A 19,560-nucleotide genomic window follows, 5' to 3' on the forward strand; every position below is an offset into this window, starting at 1 on the left:
GGCCCCTTTGCTCTGCACGGTGGCGGCCCACGCCGCCTGCGGCGTGCGTGCGGCTACACGTTGAAGCGGAACTCCACCACATCGCCGTCCTGCATCACATAGTCCTTGCCCTCCATGCGGGCCTTGCCGGCCGAGCGGGCTTCGGCTACCGAGCCGGTTTCGACGAGGTCGGCGAAGGAGATGACCTCGGCCTTGATGAAGCCCTTCTGGAAGTCGGTGTGGATGACTCCGGCGGCCTCGGGGGCGGTGGCGCCCTTCTTGATGGTCCAGGCGCGGGTTTCCTTGGGGCCGGCCGTCAGGTAGGTCTGCAGGCCGAGGGTGTTGAAGCCGACGTGGGCGAGGGTGGCCAGGCCCGGCTCCTCCTGGCCCACGGACTGGAGGAGTTCCAGGGCCTCGTCCTCGTCCAGCTCGGCGAGGTCGGCCTCCAGCTTGGCGTTCAGGAAGATCGCCTCGGCGGGGGCGACCAGGGCGCGCTGCTCGTTCTTGAAGTCCTCGTCGGTCAGCTCGTCCTCGTCGACGTTGAAGACGTAGAGGAAGGGCTTGGTGGTGAGGAGGTGGAGGTCGTGGAGGAGCTCCTCCTTGCCCGAGCCCTGGACGATGCCCTGGGAGAAGAGGGTGTCGCCCTTCTCCAGGATCTCCTTGGCCGCCTCGACCGCCTTGACCTTCGGGGCCACGTCCTTCTTGATGCGCGACTCCTTCTGGAGACGCGGCAGCACCTTCTCGATGGTCTGGAGGTCGGCGAGGATCAGCTCGGTGTTGATCGTCTCGATGTCGTCCTTGGGCGAGACCTTGCCGTCGACGTGGACGACGTTCTCGTCCTTGAAGGCGCGGATGACCTGGCAGATCGCATCGGACTCGCGGATGTTCGCGAGGAACTTGTTGCCCAGGCCCTCGCCCTCGGAGGCGCCGCGGACGATGCCCGCGATGTCGACGAAGTCGACGGTCGCCGGGAGGACCTTCTGGGAGGAGAAGATCCCGGCCAGCTCGGCCAGACGCGGGTCGGGGACGCCGACGACGCCGACGTTCGGCTCGATGGTGGCGAACGGGTAGTTGGCCGCCAGCACGTCGTTCTTGGTCAGGGCGTTGAACATGGTCGACTTGCCGACATTCGGCAGACCGACGATTCCGATCGTGAGCGACACGTGGCGACTCGACTTCCGAACGAGAGGTGGTGGGGTGGGCACGGCCCCGGGAGGGCCGATCCACCAGTCTACGGGGCGGCCGGGCCCGCGCCGCCGCCACCGGGACCGGCCGCGCCCCGTCCGGCTCCGGGCACGGAACGAATCCGCAACGGGCTCGGCCCAAAGGGCGTGTCCCGTAACCGGTTAATCCCACTTAGCGGCCTACCGTTGCCGGGTGGAGCAACACGAAGCGCGCACCCCCCAGCACGGCCCGCCGCGGTCCGTACGACCGCCAGCGGGCCAGGACGCCCGGCTCCCGCGCCCCGCGGAGGCCGTGGCCCCCGATCCCGACGACGACTTCCTCACCGCGATGCGGGCCTCCGGGTTCGCGTCCGTGCCGGCCTCCGCACCAGCGGTCGTCCATGCGGGACGCGGTCCCGCCCAGGCCGGTACGGCGCGGGCACCCGTCCGGGCGCCGCACATCGCCCCCTCACGCGCCCCCGCCCCACCGGAGGGCAGGGAGTCCGCGACCGTGTACCGGGCGCGCCCGCAGCGCCCCCTGCCGTCCGCACCGCCCGCGCTGCGGCGCCGGATGCCGGCGGCCAGGCTCACCGGCCTCGGCTGCTGGCTGCTCGCGACACTGGCGCTGCTGGCCTTCGCCTTCCTGGACCGGCTGCTGTTCGGCGGCGCACCGACCCCGTACGGCGTCTGCTATCTGCTGGTCGGCATCGGCGCGGCGCTCTGGGTCAGGCCGTACGACCTGGTCATCGCGCCGGTCACGCTGCCGATCGCGTTCACGCTCGGTGCGCTGCCGATCCAGCGCGGCACGGGCGGGTTCGACGGGCTGCTGATGGGCCTCTTCACCGTCCTCGCGCTGAACGCGGGCTGGCTCTACGCCGGCACCCTGGTCAGCGCGCTGCTCGCGATCGTCCGCCGGGTGCTGATCATCGCCCGGCGTCGGGCCAGCCGACCGGCGAGTCGACCGCAGAGCGGACCGCGCGGTCCGCAGGACCGGCCTGCGGGGCGGCCGCGGCCGGGGAACCGTCCGCGGCAGGTGGCTCGCCAGCCCGAGCGGCGTAAGCAGCCATCGCGGCCCCCACGATCCCCGCATTGTTCTGCAGCTGAGCCGGCACGATCTCCGCGCTGACGCCCTCGATCAGCGGCAGGAACTTCTCCGCCTTGCGGCTCACCCCGCCGCCGATCACGAACAGCTCGGGCGAGAAGAGCATCTCCACATGGGCGAGGTACCGCTGGACCCGGTGCGCCCAGTGCTGCCAGCTCAGCTCCTCGTCCTCCTTGGCCTTGGTGGAGGCGCGCTTCTCGGCGTCGTGGCCGTGCAGCTCGAGGTGGCCGAGCTCGGAGTTGGGCACCAGGCGGCCGTCGGTGAAGACGGCGCTGCCGATGCCCGTGCCGAGGGTGAGCACGATGACCGTGCCGGTCCGGCCGCGGCCGGCGCCGAAGCGCAGTTCGGCCAGGCCGGCCGCGTCGGCGTCGTTGAGCACCGTGACGGGGCTGCCGCCGGCCTCGCCGCCGAGCCGTGCGGTGAGCAGGCCGGCGGCGTCGGTGCCGATCCAGCCCTTGTCGACATTGGCGGCGGTACGGGTCGTCCCGCCGGTGACCACACCGGGGAAGGTCGCACCGACCGGCCCCGACCACCCGAAGTGGTCCACGACCTCTTTGACGCCGTCCGCGACCGCATCCGGGGTGGCCGGATGCGGGGTCAGCACCTTGTAGCGCTCCTCCGCGAGGTCGCCGCGCTCCAGATCCACCGGGGCACCTTTGATGCCCGATCCGCCGATGTCCACACCGAAGACCTTCATGGGGAAAAGGCTAGGCGTCGGCGGGGCGGCTCGCCCCCGGGATGCACCGACCGGTGTCCCGGCGGACGCAGCGGGGGCGGCGGGTGTCAGCCCTCGGTGGCGGGTCCGGCCCGCGCGGGCCTCAGCTCTCGGTGGCGGCCTTGGCCTCGGCGCGCAGGTCCCGGCGCAGCTCCTTGGGCAGCGAGAAGTGGATGGACTCCTCGGCGGCGGTGATGGTCTCCACGTCCTCGTAGCCGCGCTGGGCGAGCCAGTCCAGGACGCCGTGGACGAGCACCTCGGGAACGGAGGCGCCGGAGGTGACACCGACCGTGCCGACGCCCTCCAGCCAGGCCTCGTCGATCTCCTCGGCGTAGTCGACCAGGTGGGCGTCGCGGGCGCCCGCGCCCAGCGCCACCTCGACGAGGCGCACGGAGTTCGAGGAGTTCTTGGAGCCGACGACGATGACGAGATCGGCCTCGGCACCCATCTGCTTCACCGCGATCTGGCGGTTCTGGGTGGCGTAGCAGATGTCGTCGCTGGGCGGCGAGAGCAGGTTGGGGTAGCGGCCCTTGAGGGCGTCCACCGTCTCCATGGTCTCGTCGACCGAGAGCGTGGTCTGGGAGAGCCAGACGACCTTGTCCGGGTCGCGGACGTCGACGTTGGCGACGTCCTCGGGGCCGTCGACGAGGGTGATGTGCTCGGGCGCCTCACCGCTGGTGCCGATGACCTCTTCGTGGCCTTCGTGACCGATCAGGAGGATGTCGTAGTCCTCCTTGGCGTAGCGGACGGCTTCCTTGTGGACCTTGGTGACGAGCGGGCAGGTGGCGTCGATGGAGGCGAGCTTGCCGCGCTTGGCCTCTTCGTGGACGACGGGCGCCACGCCGTGTGCGGAGAAGATGACGATGTTGCCCTCGGGTACCTCTCCGGTCTCCTCGACGAAGATCGCGCCCTTCTTCTCCAGGGTCTTGACGACGTACTTGTTGTGCACGATCTCGTGGCGTACGTAGACGGGGGCGCCGTACTGCTCCAGGGCCTTCTCCACGGCGATCACGGCGCGGTCCACGCCCGCGCAGTAGCCACGGGGGGCGGCGAGCAGGACCTTGCGCCGGCCGCTGCGGGGCGATGCGTCGTCGCCCGGGGTGGTGGCGGGCTTCGGGCTGGGCGAGGAAGTCATGCGTCCCATCGTAAAGCCGTGCCCCGCCCCGGAAGATCGCGCCGTTGTCCCAGACTGAGGGCGGCACGGAGCGAGGAGGCAGGATGCCGGGCACGAGCGGCGACGCGGGCGGACCGGGGGCGGACGGCGCGGCGGACACCGCCGCCGACGGGGACGGGGACAGCGGCGCCCCGGGTGCGCTGCGGCGGACGCTGACGTTCCGGGACCTGGTCGTCTACGGGCTGCTATTCATCGCCCCGATGGCACCGGTCGGGATCTTCGGCACCCTGCAGGCCGTCTCGCACGGCGCGGTCACCACCGTCTACCTCGTCGCGACCGTGGCGATGGCGTTCACCGCCTTCTCGTACGCCCAGATGGTGCGCGTCGCGCCGGGTGCCGGGTCGGTCTACACGTACGCCAGGGTGGGTCTGGGCGAGGGTGCCGGGTTCGTCGCCGGATGGATGGCGATGCTGGACTATCTGCTGATTCCGGCGGTGGCGTACCTGTTCTCCGGGATCGCGCTGCATGCGCTGGTGCCGTCGGTGCACCAGTGGGTGTGGACGGCGCTGGCGGTGGCGGTGACCACGCTGCTGAACCTGTGGGGTGTGCGGACGGCGGCCCGGGTGGGCTTCGCGGTGCTGGCGATGGAGATCGTGGTGCTCGCGGTGTTCGTGGTGTCGGCCGTCGTCGAGCTGGTCGTGCACGGGCCGCCGCGGGGCTGGGCCGAGCCGCTGACCGGCGAGGGCGGGTTCTCGGTGCAGGCGGTGCTGGCCGCGGTGTCGGTGGCGGTGCTTTCGTACCTGGGCTTCGACGCGATCGCGTCGTTCGCCGAGGAGGCCGGCGGCGGCCGGGGCGGCCGGGCGCGCGGCGGGCCGGACCGGATGGCGCGGGCGGTGCTCACCTGTCTGGCGGTGGCCGGTGTGCTGTTCGCGGTGCAGACGTATCTGGCGGCGCTGCTGATGCCGATGAGCGCGGCGGAGCTGGCGGCCCGGCCGGGAGAGCAGGGCGCCGCTTTCTACGCCACGGTCGACGCGTCGGTGGGCCGCTGGCTGCACGATCTGGTGGCGGTCAGCAAGGCCGTCGGCGCGGCGTTCGCGGCGCTGGCGGGGCAGGCGGCGGCCGGGCGGCTGCTGTTCGCGATGGCCCGGGACCGGCGGCTGCCGGGGGCGATGTCGAAGGTGGACACGGGCAGCGGGGTACCGCGCCGGGCGCTGCTGGGGGCGGCGCTGGTGACGCTGGTGGCGGCGGTGTGGGCGGCCCGCAGGGACGACGGGCTCGATCAGCTGTCGTCGGTCGTGAACGTGGGGGCGCTGACCGCGTTCGGGCTGCTGCACGCGTCGGTGATCGGCTGGTTCTGGATCCGCGGGACGGCCGCGGCGCGGAGCGTACCGCGGCATCTGGTGGTGCCGTTGCTGGGGCTGGCGGTGGTGGTCGCGGTGATCGCCGAGGCCTCCGCCGCCGCCCGGGCCGTGGGCGGGGCCTGGCTGGTGGTGGGGCTGGTGGTGCTGGCGGCGCAGTACCGGGGGCGGGCGCGGGCGGGCGGGGAGCGCGGCTGACGGGACGGGCGGGGCTGAAGCGACGGGCGCGGTGCGGGGCCGGCGGGGTGCAGGGCCGGCGGGGCGGGCGCGGGGCGGATATCGCGGGCCCGGTACGGAGCTGACGGGTGCGGCCCGGCCGGGCGGCCTTCGCGGACACTCCCCGGGCACGGCCCGGCCGCCCGGCCACGTACCGCGCGAGCGCCGCCACTGTCAGTGCCCGCCGCTAGTCTCGCTCGTATGGCTGTTTCTACGTCCCCGGAAACGCCGATCCCGGTCGGCGAGGTCTCCCGGCTCATCGGCGGTTGGATCGACCGGCTCGGCGCGGTGTGGGTCGAGGGGCAGATCACGCAGCTCTCGCGGCGCCCCGGCGCGGGAGTGGTCTTTCTGACGCTGCGCGACCCGTCGTACGACATCTCGGTGAGCGTGACGTGCTACCGCCAGGTCTTCGACAAGGTCGCCGACGTGGTGAGCGAGGGCGCCCGGGTGGTGGTGCACGCGAAACCGGAGTGGTACGCCCCGCGCGGCCAGCTCTCTCTGCGGGCCGCCGAGATCAAGCCGGTCGGGGTCGGTGAACTCCTCGCCCGGCTGGAGCAGTTGAAGAAGTCGCTGGCGGCGGAGGGGCTGTTCGCCGCGGACCGCAAGAAGCCGCTGCCGTTCCTGCCGCAGCTGATCGGGCTGGTCTGCGGCCGGGCGAGCGCCGCCGAGCGGGACGTCCTGGAGAACGCCCGGCACCGCTGGCCGGCCGTCCGCTTCGCGGTGCGCAATGTGCCGGTGCAGGGGGTGCATGCGGTCCCGCAGGTGGTCGCGGCGGTCCAGGAGCTGGACGCGCTGCCCGAGGTGGACGTGATCATCGTCGCGCGCGGCGGCGGCAGCGTGGAGGACCTGCTGCCGTTCTCCGACGAGCAGCTCGTGCGGGCCGTGGGCGCGGCCGTGACGCCCGTCGTCTCGGCGATCGGCCATGAGCCGGACACCCCGCTGCTGGATCTGGTCGCCGATCTGCGCGCCTCGACGCCGACGGACGCGGCGAAGAAGGTCGTGCCGGACGTGGGCGAGGAGCTGGCCCGGGTCCAGCAGCTGCGGGAGCGGGCACTGCGCGCGATCGACGGCTTCCTGCAGCGTGAGGAACGCGGACTGGCCGGGGCGCTGCAGCGGCCGTGCATACAGCGGCCGCAGCGGATGGTCGAGGAGCGCGAGGAGCAGATCACGGCGCTGCTGGAGCGCGGCCGGCGGACCCTGGGGCATCTGCTGGACCGCGCCGACTCGGAGCTGTCGCACACCCTTGCCCGGGTGGTCGCGCTCTCCCCCAAGGCGACGCTGGAGCGCGGCTACGCGGTCCTGCAGAAAGCGGACGGAACGGCGGTGCGCACACCGGACGAGGTCGGCGCGGACGACGCGCTGCGGGCCCGGGTGGCGGAGGGCGAGTTCCGGGTGCGGGTGGACGGCGTCCCGGGCGCCGGCACACCCGCCGACTAGTGCAAAGACAGACTCTTAGGGTGGGAGACATGGCGAAGGCGAAGACGGATCACGCGGCGGACGCGGAGCAGGGCGCGGCGGCCGGTGCGGCGGCCCCGGTGGAGTCGGTGGACTCCACGCTGGGCTACGAGCAGGCGCGGGACGAGCTGATCGAGGTCGTCCGCAGCCTGGAGGCGGGCGGTACGACGCTGGAGGAGTCGCTCGCGCTGTGGGAGCGCGGCGAGGCCCTGGCGAAGGTCTGCCGGCGCTGGCTGGACGGCGCCCGGGCGCGGCTGGACGCGGCCCTGGCGGAGTCGCCGGAGGGACCGGAGGCGGGGCGCGCGTAGCGGCGGAGCGCGCCGGACGCGACAGGGGGCGGCCCTCCCCGCGAAGCCAAGCTCTGTGAACCGCCTCACAATCCCCCGTTTTAGTTGAATCTTAATCTATTACTTTTCTACAGTGGTTCCCGAATCACCCCTGTAGTAGCCGCATGATCACTACTGTCTGCAGGGCACAGAACCTGAACCCCACCCCCACTCACCGAGGTGCCCACATGTCTCTCGCCCTTGACGCCGCCGCTCAGGACCTCCTGTTCCGGGAGGCCCAGACCGCCAACACGTTCACGGACGAGCCGGTGACGGACGAGCAGGTCCAGGCCATCTACGACCTGGTGAAGTTCGGCCCGACCGCCTTCAACCAGTCGCCGCTGCGGATAACCCTGGTCCGTTCCCAGGAGGCCCGTGAGCGCCTGGTCAACCACGCCATGGGCGCCAACGGCCCGAAGACCCTCAGCGCGCCGCTGACCGCGATCCTCTCCGTGGACCTGGACTTCCACGAGAAGCTGCCGCAGCTCTTCCCGCACGCCCCGGGCATCAAGGACACCTTCTTCTCCGAGGCCGCGCGCCGCGAGGTGGCCGGCACCCAGAACGCCACCCTCCAGGCCGGCTACTTCATCGTCGGCGTCCGCGCCGCCGGCCTGGCCGCCGGCCCGATGACCGGCTTCGACTTCACCGGCGTCGACAAGGAGTTCTTCGGCGACGGCAAGCAGAAGTCGTTCCTCATCATCAACATCGGCAAGCCGGGCACCGACGCGTTCTTCCCGCGCTCCCCGCGGCTGACCTTCGACGAGGCCGTCGCCACCGTCTGAGCGGGCACCGCACGTCCGCGCCCCGCTCGAGGCCGCAGGACACCCCGTTCCGCAGCACGCACGAGGCCGCCGCACCCCTCCCGGGTGCGGCGGCCTCGTCGCTGTCTTCGGAGCCCTCGGCGCCTTCGGTGTCCGTGGCGCCTCGGGCGCTCAGCCCTTCTTCGCCACCAGCGCGGCGGCCAGGTCGGCGAGCCGCCCGTAGGGCGCGGTGCCGGTGACGACCGTGGTCACCCCGGGCTCCTCGCGGACCAGCGCGTTGTACTTGTCGCCCTTGTAGCGGTCCCACTTCTTGCTGCCGACGGCCTGCTTGCCCTCGGCCTTGGTCGCGCCGAGCGTGACCTCCTGTATGAACTTCCGCGGCATGGCGTCGCTCTGCTCGACGGCCGCGTACTCCTGCTCCGGGTCGAGCAGGCCCAGATGCCAGGCGCCGCCCTTGCCGTCCTCGCTCGCCTTGTACGAGACGGAGGTGGCGCGCCAGGTCTTGGGCAGCCCCTCGGGCGCGGCGACCGGGTAGGGCGCAGCCCGCCGGGCCGTGATCAGTTCGACGCGGTAGTCGACCTTCTTGACCGCGTTCTTGGCCGCGTCCGCGCTCTCGTCGTGCGGGATGAAGAAGTAGATCGCCCCGACGAGGATGCCGATCACCGCCAGCGACAGGACCATGTCCCGCACCGTTTGTCTGCCTCGCATACCTGCCACGCCCCTATCGTCCCCCATCCCCGGCGCGCCCCCGACAGGCCCCCCGGCAAAGCCGCTCACCTGCACGGACACCCCGGCGAACGGCTCCTCGGCGGGTGCTCATGCGAAGGGCCCTCTGCTCATTTTGGCGGCCTGGAGATACTGTGAACCTCCGGGGGAAACCCCCGCACCCCCGCACAGCCACCCTCATTCCTTCACGGCCGTCGCCGTTCAGAAAGGTGCGCTCGATGACCGAGCATCATCTCCCGTCCCCACTCGAGGTCAGCCCCGAGGCCCCGGACCGCAACCTCGCCCTGGAACTCGTCCGGGTCACCGAGGCCGGTGCCATGGCGTCGGGCCGCTGGGTGGGCCGAGGTGACAAGAACGGCGCGGACGGCGCCGCGGTCAAGGCCATGCGCGCCCTGATCCACACCGTCTCGATGAACGGCGTCGTGGTCATCGGCGAGGGCGAGAAGGACAACGCCCCGATGCTCTACAACGGCGAGCGTGTGGGCGACGGGACCGGCGCGGAGTGCGACGTGGCCGTGGACCCGGTGGACGGGACGACGCTGACCGCCAAGGGCATGGCGAACGCGGTGTCCGTCATGGCGGTGGCCGAGCGCGGCTCGATGTTCGACCCGTCCGCGGTCTTCTACATGGACAAGATCGCCACGGGCCCGGAAGCGGCGGACTTCGTCGACATCACGGCGCCGGTGGCGGTGAACATCAAGCGGATCGCGAAGGCGAAGAAGTCCTCGGTCGAGGACGTCACCGTGGTCATCCTGGACCGGCCCCGCCACGAGGGCCTGGTCAAGGAGGTCCGGGAGGCCGGGGCCCGGATCAAGTTCATCGCCGACGGCGATGTCGCCGGCGCGATCATGGCGGCCCGCGAGGGCACCGGCGTGGACCTGCTGCTGGGCATCGGCGGTACGCCCGAGGGCATCATCGCGGCCTGTGCGCTGAAGTGTCTGGGCGGCGCCTTCCAGGGCAAGCTGTGGCCCAAGGACGACGAGGAGCGGCAGCGCGCGCTGGACGCCGGGCACGACCTGGACAAGGTGCTGGAGATCGGCGACCTGGTCCGCGGCGACAACGTCTTCTTCGTCGCCACCGGCATCACCGACGGCGAGCTGCTGCGCGGTGTCCGCTACCGCGCCGAGAACGCCTACACCCAGTCCCTGGTGATGCGCTCCAAGTCCGGCACCATCCGCCAGATCGACTCCCAGCACCGGCTGTCCAAGCTGCGTGCGTACAGCTCGGTGGACTTCGAGCGCCCCAGCTAGCGGAGAGCGGCCGGCCCGTGCAACCGGCCCGCCCGTACCCGCACTTCGCCCCCGCCGGAGAAGCTCCGGCGGGGGCGAAATGGCCCATACGCCCTGGGGTGCGGCCTGGCTTGGGGGGGGTGCGTCTATGGGCCGAAGCCTCGCGCGGCCGTCTAGCCTGCCGCCGGCATATGGGCGGCGCGCTGGAGCTCGCTCTCCCGGCGCCGCCGACGGGTCAGTACGACCCGGCGCTCGGCCGCGGTCAGACCGCCCCAGACGCCGTACGGCTCGGGCTGGAGGAGTGCATGCTCCCGGCACTCGACCATCACGGGGCAGCGGGCACAGACCCGCTTCGCGGCCTCTTCTCTGGCCAGCCGCGCGGCGGTCGGCTCCTTGGACGGGGCGAAGAACAGCCCGGCTTCGTCCCGGCGGCACACCGCCTCCGAATGCCAGGGGCCGGCCTCGTCGCGAGCAGGCAGTTGCTGGGACGGAACGACAGCGGCATCCTGCAGGGGCTGTTGCGGTAGCAGCACGGTCTACTCCTGACGACGGCTTCGGCGCGAGAATCACCCTTGCCCGTCTCGCTGCGCACGGCCTTTTTCCGCACCCCGCAGCCGTACGAGAGACGATGCACCAGCCCTACCCGCTGTGCGCACGCTTATGCACACCGTGGCGATCGTGCGACAAGGAGAAAATCGCGGGTGACGCACCCTGCGGTGGGTCACCCGCCGCGCGGCGGGTGACCGATCGCCGCCGCGCCCTCGACTCGCCGCGCCCGGGCCCTCGTTCGCCGCGTCCGCGCCGTCAGCTCCCGGCGCCTTTGCGGAACCGGTCCCGGCGCTCATGGCGCTCGGCACGCAGCCGCTCGTGCCACTCGTGCCGGTCCTGGCGCAGTTGGTGGTGGCGCTCCCGCCGTTCCTCGCGCAGCTCGTCCCGGAGCGCCCGGTGCCCCTCCCACAGCCGGTCGCGCAGATCGCGGATCCAGGCGCCGCGCTTGGGCCTGGCCTCCACGCTCCCCAGCACGGCATAGCCGTTGATCACGACCTGCGGGGCGTCGGCGTCCTCGGCGTCGTTGGACTCGACCTCGAAGCTGCCCAGGACGCCGGAGCCGCTGCTGCGCAGCGTGATGTTCTCCGGGACCCGGATCTCGACGCTGCCGAAGATCGCCGTGACGTTGATCTGGACCTGCTGCTGCGGGAAGACGGCCTCGGTCAGATCGATCTCGACGCTGCCGAAGAGGGCGAAGGCGTTGATCCGCGCGGGGGCCTGCCAGCGGCCCTTGCGGACCGAGGCACTGAAGATCGCCACGAGATTCTGGTCCGGGACCGGCGCGCCGGGACCGTGGGCGTACGCCTCCTGGCCCGGCCGGGCGCCTTCCTTGCCCGCCGCGGGCAGATCGCGGACGACGGGCTCCAGTTCGCCCATGGTCTTGGCGCGATAGACCGTGTCGATCCGCTCGGCGTGCTCCTCCGGGTCGAGCCGGCCCTCGGCCAGCGCCTCGCGGAGAATCTCGGCGACCCGGTCGCGGTCCGCGTCGGACGCCCGGATGTCGCCCTCGGCCACCGCGGCCGGCGCGGGCGCCGTCTTGATCATGTCGACCGGCTGCCGGCCCTGCCGCTGGTCCTGCTTCTGAAGCGGTCCGGGCGGGTTCTCGGGGCCCGGTCGTCCCCCGTTGTCTGCATCCACGGCCCCAGCGTACCGAAACGCGATAGATCGCGACCAGGGATCGACCGCTACGGCCTCGTACCGACTGAGCCTTACCTCACAGCGGCGTCCGCGCGCCAGGGTTCTACGCTGTGGAGGCGCTGCCGTAGATGTCAGCCGGACCTCTCCGAGTAAGGAATGACCTTCGATGCCGGAATTCGCCTACACCGACCTTCTCCCCGTAGGTGAGGACAACACCCCGTACCGCCTCGTCACCTCGGAGGGCGTGAGTACCTTCGAGGCCGACGGCCGGACGTTCCTCAAGGTCGAGCCGGAGGCGCTGCGCAAGCTGGCCGCCGAGGCGATGCACGACATTTCGCACTACCTGCGCCCGGCCCACCTCGCCCAGCTCCGCAAGATCCTGGACGACCCCGACGCCAGCGCCAACGACCGCTTCGTCGCGCTCGACCTGCTGAAGAACGCCAACATCGCCGCCGCGGGCGTCCTGCCCATGTGCCAGGACACCGGTACCGCGATCGTGATGGGCAAGCGCGGCCAGCAGGTGCTGACCGAGGGCGGCGACGAGGCGGCCCTCTCCCGCGGCATCTACGACGCCTACACCCAGCTGAACCTGCGCTACTCGCAGATGGCTCCGCTGACGATGTGGGACGAGAAGAACACCGGCTCCAACCTGCCGGCCCAGATCGAGCTGTACGCGACCGACGGCGGCGCCTACAAGTTCCTCTTCATGGCCAAGGGCGGCGGCAGCGCCAACAAGTCCTTCCTCTTCCAGGAGACCAAGGCGGTCCTCAACGAGGCCTCCATGATGAAGTTCCTGGAGCAGAAGATCCGTTCGCTCGGCACGGCCGCCTGCCCGCCGTACCACCTCGCGATCGTCGTCGGCGGCACCAGCGCCGAGTACGCGATGAAGACCGCCAAGTACGCCTCCGCGCACTACCTCGACGAGCTGCCCGCCGAGGGCTCGCCCACCGGCCACGGCTTCCGCGACAAGGAGCTGGAGGAGAAGGTCTTCGAGCTGACGCAGAAGATCGGCATCGGCGCCCAGTTCGGCGGCAAGTACTTCTGCCACGACGTGCGCGTCGTCCGCCTGCCCCGCCACGGCGCGTCCTGCCCGGTCGCCATCGCGGTGTCCTGCTCCGCGGACCGCCAGGCCGTCGCGAAGATCACCGCCGAGGGCGTCTTCCTGGAGCAGCTGGAGACCGACCCGGCCCGCTTCCTTCCGGAGACGACGCACGAGGAGCTGACCGAGGGCGCGGGCCCCGACCTCGACGCGGTCGCCATCGACCTCAACCACCCCATGGACGAGGTCCTGGCCGAGCTCACCAAGCACCCCGTCAAGACCCGTCTCTCCCTCACCGGCACGCTGGTCGTCGCGCGCGACATCGCCCACGCGAAGATCAAGGAGCGGCTGGACGCCGGCGAGGAGATGCCGGAGTACCTGAAGAACCACCCGGTGTACTACGCGGGCCCGGCCAAGACCCCCGAGGGCTTCGCCTCCGGCTCCTTCGGCCCGACCACGGCCGGCCGGATGGACGCCTACGTCGAGCAGTTCCAGGCGGCCGGCGGCTCCAAGGTCATGCTGGCCAAGGGCAACCGCTCCCAGCAGGTCACCGACGCCTGCGCCGCACACGGCGGCTTCTACCTCGGCTCCATCGGCGGCCCGGCCGCGCGTCTGGCCCAGGACTGCATCAAGAAGGTCGAGGTTCTGGAGTACGAGGAGCTCGGCATGGAAGCGGTCTGGAAGATCGAGGTCGAGAACTTCCCGGCCTTCATCGTCGTCGACGACAAGGGCAACGACTTCTTCCAGGACCCGGCCCCGGCCCCGACGTTCACCAGCATCCCGGTGCGCTCGGGCAGCTGACGCACCCGGCCCCACCGGCAAAACCCCGCAGAGCCCCTGACGTGAAGTCGGGGGCTCTGTTGTTGTCGGCCGGACCGCCGGACCGCCGCGAAGAGCGGGCCTATCCCCGCCGCGCCGCGCTGCGTCGGAGATGGGCGCGTACGGCGCGTTGGGCGACCGGGCCCAGGTCCTCCAGTACGGCGACCAGGCCGGACAGCTGTTCCAGGGCGTCCAGGGCGGCCAGCGCGCCGTCCGGGTCCACGCCCTCGTAGAGCTCCAGGCCGACGAAGGAGGCGGCGAGGGCACGGGAGAGGCCGGGGACGTCGACGAAGGCGGCGATCGGGGTGTCGGTGAGTACGCGTGCCAGGACCTGTTCGATCTCGTCGATCCACAGGGCGAGTCCGGCCGCGGTCGCGGGGGCGAGACGGGGCTGGGTCTGGGCGCCGGCCAGGAGCTGGGCGAGGACTGCGACATGGCCGCCGGCGCGCTGCTCGGTGTGCAGGTTCCGTCCCAGTTCCAGGAGTTCGGCGAGGCTGCCGACCCGGGAGAGGCCCTCCCGGTAGCCCGCGAGGCGCTGCTCCGCGCCGTAGCGGCAGGCGGCGGCGAGGAGTTCGTCGACGCTGCCGAAGTGGTAGAAGACCAGGGCCTGGTTGACGCCCGCGGCGGCGGCGATGGTGCGGGCCGAGGTCTTGGCGATGCCCTGCTCGGTGACCGTGCGCAGGGCTCCTTCGAGCAGTTTCGTACGGGTGTCGGCGCTCACGCCCGCGCCTCCTCGCGCACCGGCCGCAGCCCCGCGCGGACGCCGCGCTCGGCGACGTTCACGAACTCGGCGTCGAAGGACCCCTCGTAGCCGAAGAGCGGGCCGAACCGCCGGTTGCCGACCCGCACCTGGATGCGGAAGCGCCCGGCCGCCTCGTCGTACGACTCGCGCACCACGGCATCGCCCCCGATCAGGTCCGGCACCCGGACGTCGACCGGCCCCTCCCGGAAGCGGTGCTCACCGGAGCGGATGACCAGGGCGCCGGTGTCGTCGACCGTGAAGTGCAGGTCGGTGGCGAGGTGCTGGTGGGTGCCGAGGTAGTCGACGACGCAGCCGCGCTCGGGGCTGTAGACCATGGTCGCGTCGAAGCGGCGGGGGCGGCGCGGGAAGGCGAAGGTCCGGACGAAGGTGACGGTTTCGCGGCCGAAGGAGTCGGTGTACGGGACGTTCTCGATGATGAAGGGGATGTCCCGTCCGGTCTGCGGGACCAGGATGTTGCGGCTGCCGCCGAGCGCCAGGAACGGCCGGACGAAACTGCGGCCGTGCCAGATGCGGTCCATCGTGCCGCGCCCGACGCACGCCTCACCGCTGTCCAGCCCGACGGAGAAACGCCGCCGGATCTGCGGGTGCAGCCGGTCGAAGTCGGCGCCCAGGGCGCGTTGGAATATCGAGGTCATGACTGCTCCAGGGTGGCGAGGAGGGCGGTCGGGGCGGCAGCGCTGCCGCTGCGTCCGGCGGCCCGCTCCGGCGGACGCCGCAGGCAGCGGCGGGCGGCGGGGGTGACGGGCAGGGGCGGCAGCAGCAGCGCGACGGCCGCCACGGCGAGTACGGCCGCGGCACATACGGAGACCGGGGCCACGGGGACCACGGCCGCCGTGGCGACGACGGCGGCGATACGGACGAGCAGTTCCGCGAGGGCGTGGCACAGCGACCGCTCGGGGGTGATCCCGCGCTCGCACCACAGCCGCAGCCGGTCGAAGGACCAGGCGGTGGCCCAGCCCATGAGCGGCCGGAAGAGGAGCCGGTCGACGATCCGGCCGAAGCGCCCCCAGCGCGGGCGGTAGTCGTAACCGGTGAGGAACCGCAGCTCCTCGCCGTCCGGGATGTAACGCCAGTACCCACGGCCCTCCTCGATGAGCGACAGCGGGTGCGCCGAGGAGAAGCGGAGGGCGGAAGTCCGGGTGCCGTCGGGCCGGTTGCGCTCACCGGCCGAGACGCCGGTGCCGTCGACCGTGAGCAGCGGCAGCACGCGGGTGGCATACCGGAAGTGTTGTGGCTCCCCCGGCGCGCACGGCAGGTAGTCGATCTCGCTGAACCTCAGGTCCCAGCGCTGGTGCCGGTCCGGCAACTGGCTCCGGTCCCATACGTCATCGATCCCGGCCCGGATGCGCGCCTCCACGTACAGCCCCATGCGACTTCCCCCATCCCACGCGTTTGAGCGACTGCTCAAAACGTAGGGTAGAGCGTTTTGAGCAGTCGCTCAAGACGGTGTTCCGGAGGGGAGGTTGAACGGGCTCAGGCCTCAGGGGCGGGCAACCGGCCCGCCCGTACGTCGCCTTGCATCAAGGATTGCCCGACCATCTTCGCGACCGACCGCGGCACCCTGATGGTGCAGGGAGAGACCCCGGCCGACCACGGCCTGCGGATTCCCGCACACGAAACCGTGGTGGAGATCCCGGAAGAACTTGCGCTTGACCTCATCCGGCCTCTGAGGGCGCATTCACCTGGGGGCAGCGCACGGGCCCGTCGCCAGTCGACCGAGGGCGGGCCGACCTCGGAGCATCACGGTGGAGCGGAGTTTTGCGTGGGTGCACGGCTTCCGATGCCTGCGGATCCGGTGGGAACGGCGAGCCGACATCCATGAAGCGTCCCTCTAACTCGCCTGCTGGCTCATTACCCGCCGTCAACTCGGTTCCATGTAATAGCCGTTGAGCCCTTGTTAGAGGTTGGTCGGCAACATCCAAAGAAAGAGATCCCTCCCTCCGGTCGCGAGGAGAGTCGCATCTGGTGAGAAAGCAAGGGAATCGGCTGAGCAATCAGGAACGAGCAGAGGTTCGCAGGCGGGTTCCCAGGCAGCTGGGTCCGGCCCGTTCACCCGCCACAGCCGTACCAATCCGTCGCTCCAGCTGGAGGCGAAAAGGGATCCATCTCGAGAGAACGCGACCGCACGAACCGCTTTGGGGCCGGCCCGCGGCGTGTTGACGCGTTCGCAAGTGGTCGGATCCAGTCCTGCAACCCGCCACAGCTGCATAGACCCGTCAGCGTGGCCGGAGGCCAGAAGAGAGCCATCCCGGGAGAACGCGACGGAGTTCACACCCTTCTCATCGCCAGGCAATGGTTCGCAGGCTGGCTCGCAAGTGACGGGGTCCCGCCCGGTCACTCGCCAGAGCCGCACGGCAACGTCGCCCGGCCGGTTGTACGCACTCCAAGTGTTGGCGGTTGCCAGAAGACGACCATCAGGGGAGAAAGCCATCGACGTGACCGCGGAGTACCCGTCCGAGTTGCTTTGAGCGCCCACAACATCCCCGGTGACGGGGTTTCGAAACAGCACTGATCCGTCAATTCCTGCAGTGACCAGCAATGAACTGTCGGGGGAGTAAAGAGCTGCGATTCCATTGCCATGGTGTCCTGTGCCGGCTTCTCCTGTGCATTGCAGGGTCATGGCATCCCACAGGCGCACCTCACCCCAGTGTTCAATCGTTGCAAGGCGTAGTCCATCTGGGGAAAAGGCCACGGTGGAGACGCCCACCTCGTGCCCGGACATTTCACCGAGTGATTGGCAAGTGATGGGGTCCCACAGCCATGAGACCGTTCCGCTGCCCGAACATGCGGTGGCTATGGCAATGCCGTCAGGATGAAAGGCTACGGTGCGGTGGAGCGAGCCTCGTCCATCGTTCAACCTGGCGAGAAGGACAGCTCGGCTTTTGAGAACCGTGAGAAGCGTCTCAGCTGCCATACCCTTCTCGGCCAGGGCACGCAACTGTGCCACAGTCCGGCTGCGCCGGTAGTCGCGAGAGTGTCCCAGGGGCCCTTCGACGCTTGAGGTCGAGCCTATTGGCGAGGCGGGAGGTTCCGGCGAGGCAGAGCTTGGAGGCATGGCCGTCTTGAGCGCGGCCACCAGAGCCGTCTCGAGCGCGGACACCAGCGCCTGGGCATCACCGTCTTCCGTCACGGCTGCGGACCCTCGGCGTGCGGCACGCAGAGCTTCCAGGCTCCTCCACACCTCTCGCCATGGCTTCAGCCGGGGATCCCGGGGCTCAGGAGGACGGGTGATCTCTTCGCCGTCGTTGTAGGACAGCAGCGTGCGCACCAGCCATAGCAGCCTCTCCAACGAGGAGGGACCGCGAAGTCCGGCGAAGATTTCGCTCATGGACGGCTTCGAGACTGCCCACTCATCACCGAACAGTTCCACGCCGCGGGAGCGGAGCCGGGAGTAGGAGGGGGCCTGGCGCGCACTTTTCAGGGTGGTGAGCGACTGGCCCAGCATCCGTAGCGCCCCCCGATAAGAGTCGCTGCCCCTCTCGTTCTTCATCGTCACACTGCCTCCCCCGTTCGTCCTCTGCTAGCAGGGTAGGCAGTCATGGCGGAACAGCGGCGAACACGGTCGAACACAGCGGAACACGTACGTATTTTGATCGGACTGCACCGGAGTTGTTCGATCTATGCAGGTCAGCCGCGTGCATGAGGCCATGGTGTTGACATGACGCACATGACACCGCCGCCGGCGGACCCTTGCCCGGGCGGCTCACCGCCGGAACCGCCGTTCCTCTCTCTCCACACCACCGTCGTACTGCTTGCCGCGGTCGTCATAGGGCTGGTGGTGGGCTGCATGACCGTCCTGACCGGAGCGCCTGTCGCAGGCGCCGTACTCGCCGGGCTGGCCGCATCAGGTTCCGCAGTGCCCGTGCTGCGCTCCCTGGTTGGCCGCATCCGATGAACGACCCAACCCCGCCCGGCAGCCGCGCGTCTCGTGGCACGGCTGCCGGGCGGACACGCGAGGTCCGGGGTCTGGGCGACTGCCGAACCGGGGCTTTCCGAGTCCCGTGGAGGCGCTGCCAGACGCCGGCCACGAGGAAACTTCTGACTCAGGTCACTAGCGCCTCTTGCCTGTCGGGCGGATCGACAGCGTTGACCAGCAGGTCCGGCGTGCGTGCGGCTGCCAGTGGGCTCACCCCCGCTCAGGCCGCGCCCTCACGCCCCCTCGTGGTTCCCCAATTGCTCCGTCGGACCGGCGAAGGACAGGAACAGGGTCCGGGTGGCGAGGAGCCAGGCGTCGTCGGCCTTGCGGAACGTGTCCTCGTAGTGGCCCACTTGGGCCGGGGGCCGGGGCGGCACCAGGCCCTCCTGGTAGCCGTCGACCCGGTAGGTGGAGAAGTAGGTGGTGGCGGTGGCCGTCGTCGGGGAAGTGACGGTGACCAGGATGTTGGTGCACATACGGCGCGACAGCCGGTCGGCGGGCCGGGAGCCGAAGTAGTCGCGGAGCGCGTCGCGCCCCTGCACCCGGCGCTCGCCGTACGGCCACTCCCAGACCCCGTCGGAGGTGAACAGGTCCGCCACCGACCCCGGGTCCCCGAGATCGAGCCGGCGGACGAACTCGACGATCAGACGCTCGCAGGCCCGCTCGGCGAGCAGGCGTTCCATGGGGTCGAGGGCTCTGTTGTCCGTGTCCATCCCCACTTCGTACCAGCGCCGGACGCACGGCCACCACGGCTTTTGCGGGTGGCGCTACCGCCCGCGACGGCGCACCCGGCCCGGCGGCGGTGGGTTCCACGGCCGTACCAGGACCGCGCGGGCGGCCGGCGGGCCGTTGTGCGCCGAGGGGGCGGACGCCAGGTGCCGGCCCGGCGCTCGCGGGATGAGTAAGGCCCGCATCCACGCGAGGCAACGGGCAATAGGCTCCGTCATGTTGATGCTCCTGTGCTCTTCGCAGCGTCACCATGCCCCGGGGCCGTTGTGGCGTGCGTCGAGGTCGCCGACGGCCACCCCGCCCTCGTCCCCGTCCGTGACAGCAAGAACCCCCACGGCCCCACCCTCCTCATCCCTGACGAAGCCTGGGCCGCCTTCATAGCCGGGCTGAAGGGCGGATGCCCCGCAGGCAGGTGACATCCGAACGGTGCCCGGGAACAGATCGCCGTTCCCGGGCACTGACAT

At 70.8% G+C, this 19,560-nt stretch carries 18 protein-coding genes and 3 pseudogenes; 10 read left to right on the forward strand and 11 right to left on the reverse strand.

Annotated features, from left to right (window positions below):
* Positions 1 to 53: 53 nt before the first annotated feature.
* Positions 54 to 1,142 carry a redox-regulated ATPase YchF gene (gene ychF, locus Scani_RS05370; RefSeq protein ID WP_159470519.1) on the reverse strand — a complete coding sequence of 363 codons (1,089 nt, stop codon included), beginning with the start codon at positions 1,140 to 1,142 and terminating at the stop codon, positions 54 to 56.
* A 571-nt stretch (positions 1,143 to 1,713) separates the two neighbouring features.
* On the opposite strand from ychF, the pseudogene Scani_RS41940 reads away from it, so the two are divergent.
* A pseudogene (locus Scani_RS41940) lies at positions 1,714 to 2,004 on the forward strand (DUF6542 domain-containing protein); the annotation flags it as partial.
* 61 nt (positions 2,005 to 2,065) lie between these two features.
* Here Scani_RS41940 and ppgK read toward each other — a convergent pair.
* The gene (gene ppgK, locus Scani_RS05380; protein WP_159470523.1) at positions 2,066 to 2,941 is read right to left on the reverse strand and encodes a polyphosphate--glucose phosphotransferase; all 876 of its coding nucleotides are present in this window, start codon (positions 2,939 to 2,941) and stop codon (positions 2,066 to 2,068) included.
* 121 nt (positions 2,942 to 3,062) lie between these two features.
* Positions 3,063 to 4,094 (reverse strand): 4-hydroxy-3-methylbut-2-enyl diphosphate reductase, encoded by a 1,032-nt coding sequence (locus tag Scani_RS05385; RefSeq protein WP_159470525.1) that lies wholly within the window; start codon positions 4,092 to 4,094, stop codon positions 3,063 to 3,065.
* Between the two features lie 83 nt (positions 4,095 to 4,177).
* On the opposite strand from Scani_RS05385, the gene Scani_RS05390 reads away from it, so the two are divergent.
* The 4 genes from Scani_RS05390 to Scani_RS05405 all read left to right on the forward strand — a co-directional run bounded on the left by Scani_RS05390 (position 4,178) and on the right by Scani_RS05405 (position 8,210).
* Positions 4,178 to 5,629: an APC family permease gene (locus tag Scani_RS05390; protein ID WP_159470527.1), complete on the forward strand. Its 1,452-nt coding sequence runs from the start codon at positions 4,178 to 4,180 to the stop codon at positions 5,627 to 5,629.
* Positions 5,630 to 5,848: 219 nt separating this feature from the next.
* Entirely contained in the window at positions 5,849 to 7,084 is a 1,236-nt protein-coding gene (gene xseA, locus Scani_RS05395; protein ID WP_159470529.1) for an exodeoxyribonuclease VII large subunit, read from the forward strand.
* Positions 7,085 to 7,113: 29 nt separating this feature from the next.
* Complete coding sequence (locus Scani_RS05400; protein WP_159470531.1) at positions 7,114 to 7,410, forward strand: exodeoxyribonuclease VII small subunit; 297 nt, start codon at positions 7,114 to 7,116, stop codon at positions 7,408 to 7,410.
* A 206-nt stretch (positions 7,411 to 7,616) separates the two neighbouring features.
* Positions 7,617 to 8,210, forward strand: a complete 594-nt coding sequence (locus Scani_RS05405) for a malonic semialdehyde reductase (protein WP_159470533.1) — start codon at positions 7,617 to 7,619, stop codon at positions 8,208 to 8,210.
* Positions 8,211 to 8,360: 150 nt separating this feature from the next.
* On the opposite strand, the gene Scani_RS05410 is transcribed toward Scani_RS05405, so the two are convergent.
* The gene (locus tag Scani_RS05410; protein WP_159471731.1) at positions 8,361 to 8,897 is read right to left on the reverse strand and encodes a DUF4245 domain-containing protein; all 537 of its coding nucleotides are present in this window, start codon (positions 8,895 to 8,897) and stop codon (positions 8,361 to 8,363) included.
* 236 nt (positions 8,898 to 9,133) lie between these two features.
* Here Scani_RS05410 and glpX point away from each other — a divergent pair, with 236 nt between their 5' ends.
* Entirely contained in the window at positions 9,134 to 10,165 is a 1,032-nt protein-coding gene (glpX, locus tag Scani_RS05415; protein WP_159470535.1) for a class II fructose-bisphosphatase, read from the forward strand.
* Positions 10,166 to 10,317: 152 nt separating this feature from the next.
* Here the strand turns inward: glpX and Scani_RS05420 are convergent, their stop codons facing one another.
* Both Scani_RS05420 and Scani_RS05425 read right to left on the reverse strand, forming a co-directional pair.
* Positions 10,318 to 10,677, reverse strand: a complete 360-nt coding sequence (locus Scani_RS05420; protein WP_159470537.1) for a WhiB family transcriptional regulator — start codon at positions 10,675 to 10,677, stop codon at positions 10,318 to 10,320.
* Between the two features lie 424 nt (positions 10,678 to 11,101).
* Positions 11,102 to 11,737 (reverse strand): annotated as a pseudogene (locus tag Scani_RS05425) (DUF1707 SHOCT-like domain-containing protein); the annotation flags it as partial.
* Between the two features lie 259 nt (positions 11,738 to 11,996).
* On the opposite strand from Scani_RS05425, the gene Scani_RS05430 reads away from it, so the two are divergent.
* On the forward strand, positions 11,997 to 13,670 hold the full coding sequence (locus Scani_RS05430) for a fumarate hydratase (RefSeq protein WP_159470539.1): 1,674 nt from the start codon (positions 11,997 to 11,999) through the stop codon (positions 13,668 to 13,670).
* A gap of 100 nt (positions 13,671 to 13,770) precedes the next feature.
* Here Scani_RS05430 and Scani_RS05435 read toward each other — a convergent pair whose 3' ends face one another.
* Genes Scani_RS05435 through Scani_RS05445 form a run of 3 tightly spaced genes read right to left on the reverse strand, consistent with a single transcriptional unit; the run spans position 13,771 to position 15,820 of the window.
* Positions 13,771 to 14,409, reverse strand: coding sequence for a TetR/AcrR family transcriptional regulator (locus Scani_RS05435; protein WP_159470541.1), 639 nt, complete (start codon positions 14,407 to 14,409; stop codon positions 13,771 to 13,773).
* Positions 14,406 to 15,086 carry a DUF4166 domain-containing protein gene (locus Scani_RS05440; protein WP_159470543.1) on the reverse strand — a complete coding sequence of 227 codons (681 nt, stop codon included), beginning with the start codon at positions 15,084 to 15,086 and terminating at the stop codon, positions 14,406 to 14,408. The genes Scani_RS05435 and Scani_RS05440 overlap by 4 nt, the downstream gene beginning before the upstream one ends.
* Positions 15,083 to 15,820, reverse strand: coding sequence for a hypothetical protein (locus Scani_RS05445; protein ID WP_159470544.1), 738 nt, complete (start codon positions 15,818 to 15,820; stop codon positions 15,083 to 15,085). Before Scani_RS05445 ends, Scani_RS05440 begins: the two co-directional genes overlap by 4 nt.
* A 376-nt stretch (positions 15,821 to 16,196) precedes the next feature.
* On the opposite strand from Scani_RS05445, the pseudogene Scani_RS05450 reads away from it, so the two are divergent.
* Positions 16,197 to 16,286 (forward strand): annotated as a pseudogene (locus Scani_RS05450) (IS5/IS1182 family transposase); the annotation flags it as partial.
* Positions 16,287 to 16,348: 62 nt separating this feature from the next.
* On the opposite strand, the gene Scani_RS05455 reads toward Scani_RS05450, so the two are convergent.
* On the reverse strand, positions 16,349 to 17,779 hold the full coding sequence (locus tag Scani_RS05455) for a WD40 repeat domain-containing protein (protein ID WP_218039157.1): 1,431 nt from the start codon (positions 17,777 to 17,779) through the stop codon (positions 16,349 to 16,351).
* 330 nt (positions 17,780 to 18,109) lie between these two features.
* Here Scani_RS05455 and Scani_RS05460 point away from each other — a divergent pair, with 330 nt between their 5' ends.
* Positions 18,110 to 18,346, forward strand: coding sequence for a hypothetical protein (locus tag Scani_RS05460; RefSeq protein ID WP_246295494.1), 237 nt, complete (start codon positions 18,110 to 18,112; stop codon positions 18,344 to 18,346).
* A gap of 254 nt (positions 18,347 to 18,600) precedes the next feature.
* On the opposite strand, the gene Scani_RS05465 is transcribed toward Scani_RS05460, so the two are convergent.
* Positions 18,601 to 19,080, reverse strand: coding sequence for a nuclear transport factor 2 family protein (locus Scani_RS05465; RefSeq protein ID WP_159470548.1), 480 nt, complete (start codon positions 19,078 to 19,080; stop codon positions 18,601 to 18,603).
* Positions 19,081 to 19,326: 246 nt separating this feature from the next.
* Between Scani_RS05465 and Scani_RS05470 the strand changes: the two genes are divergently transcribed.
* Entirely contained in the window at positions 19,327 to 19,512 is a 186-nt protein-coding gene (locus Scani_RS05470; protein ID WP_159470550.1) for a DUF397 domain-containing protein, read from the forward strand.
* The last annotated feature ends 48 nt before the right edge of the window (positions 19,513 to 19,560 follow it).

Source organism: Streptomyces caniferus, from assembly GCF_009811555.1.
GTDB lineage: Bacteria > Actinomycetota > Actinomycetes > Streptomycetales > Streptomycetaceae > Streptomyces > Streptomyces caniferus.

What these genes read in the sequence shown, in the direction of transcription:
- Scani_RS05385 (WP_159470525.1), bottom strand. Translation starts at nt 4,094, where the DNA reads ATGACTTCCTCGCCCAGCCCGAAGCCCGCCACCACCCCGGGCGACGAC.
- Scani_RS05430 (WP_159470539.1), top strand. Translation starts at nt 11,997, where the DNA reads ATGCCGGAATTCGCCTACACCGACCTTCTCCCCGTAGGTGAGGACAAC.
- Scani_RS05410 (WP_159471731.1), bottom strand. Translation starts at nt 8,897, where the DNA reads ATGCGAGGCAGACAAACGGTGCGGGACATGGTCCTGTCGCTGGCGGTG.
- Scani_RS05455 (WP_218039157.1), bottom strand. Translation starts at nt 17,779, where the DNA reads ATGAGCGAAATCTTCGCCGGACTTCGCGGTCCCTCCTCGTTGGAGAGG.
- ppgK (WP_159470523.1), bottom strand. Translation starts at nt 2,941, where the DNA reads ATGAAGGTCTTCGGTGTGGACATCGGCGGATCGGGCATCAAAGGTGCC.
- Scani_RS05400 (WP_159470531.1), top strand. Translation starts at nt 7,114, where the DNA reads ATGGCGAAGGCGAAGACGGATCACGCGGCGGACGCGGAGCAGGGCGCG.
- xseA (WP_159470529.1), top strand. Translation starts at nt 5,849, where the DNA reads ATGGCTGTTTCTACGTCCCCGGAAACGCCGATCCCGGTCGGCGAGGTC.
- Scani_RS05405 (WP_159470533.1), top strand. Translation starts at nt 7,617, where the DNA reads ATGTCTCTCGCCCTTGACGCCGCCGCTCAGGACCTCCTGTTCCGGGAG.
- glpX (WP_159470535.1), top strand. Translation starts at nt 9,134, where the DNA reads ATGACCGAGCATCATCTCCCGTCCCCACTCGAGGTCAGCCCCGAGGCC.
- Scani_RS05465 (WP_159470548.1), bottom strand. Translation starts at nt 19,080, where the DNA reads ATGGACACGGACAACAGAGCCCTCGACCCCATGGAACGCCTGCTCGCC.
- Scani_RS05445 (WP_159470544.1), bottom strand. Translation starts at nt 15,820, where the DNA reads ATGGGGCTGTACGTGGAGGCGCGCATCCGGGCCGGGATCGATGACGTA.
- Scani_RS05390 (WP_159470527.1), top strand. Translation starts at nt 4,178, where the DNA reads ATGCCGGGCACGAGCGGCGACGCGGGCGGACCGGGGGCGGACGGCGCG.
- Scani_RS05440 (WP_159470543.1), bottom strand. Translation starts at nt 15,086, where the DNA reads ATGACCTCGATATTCCAACGCGCCCTGGGCGCCGACTTCGACCGGCTG.
- Scani_RS05460 (WP_246295494.1), top strand. Translation starts at nt 18,110, where the DNA reads ATGACGCACATGACACCGCCGCCGGCGGACCCTTGCCCGGGCGGCTCA.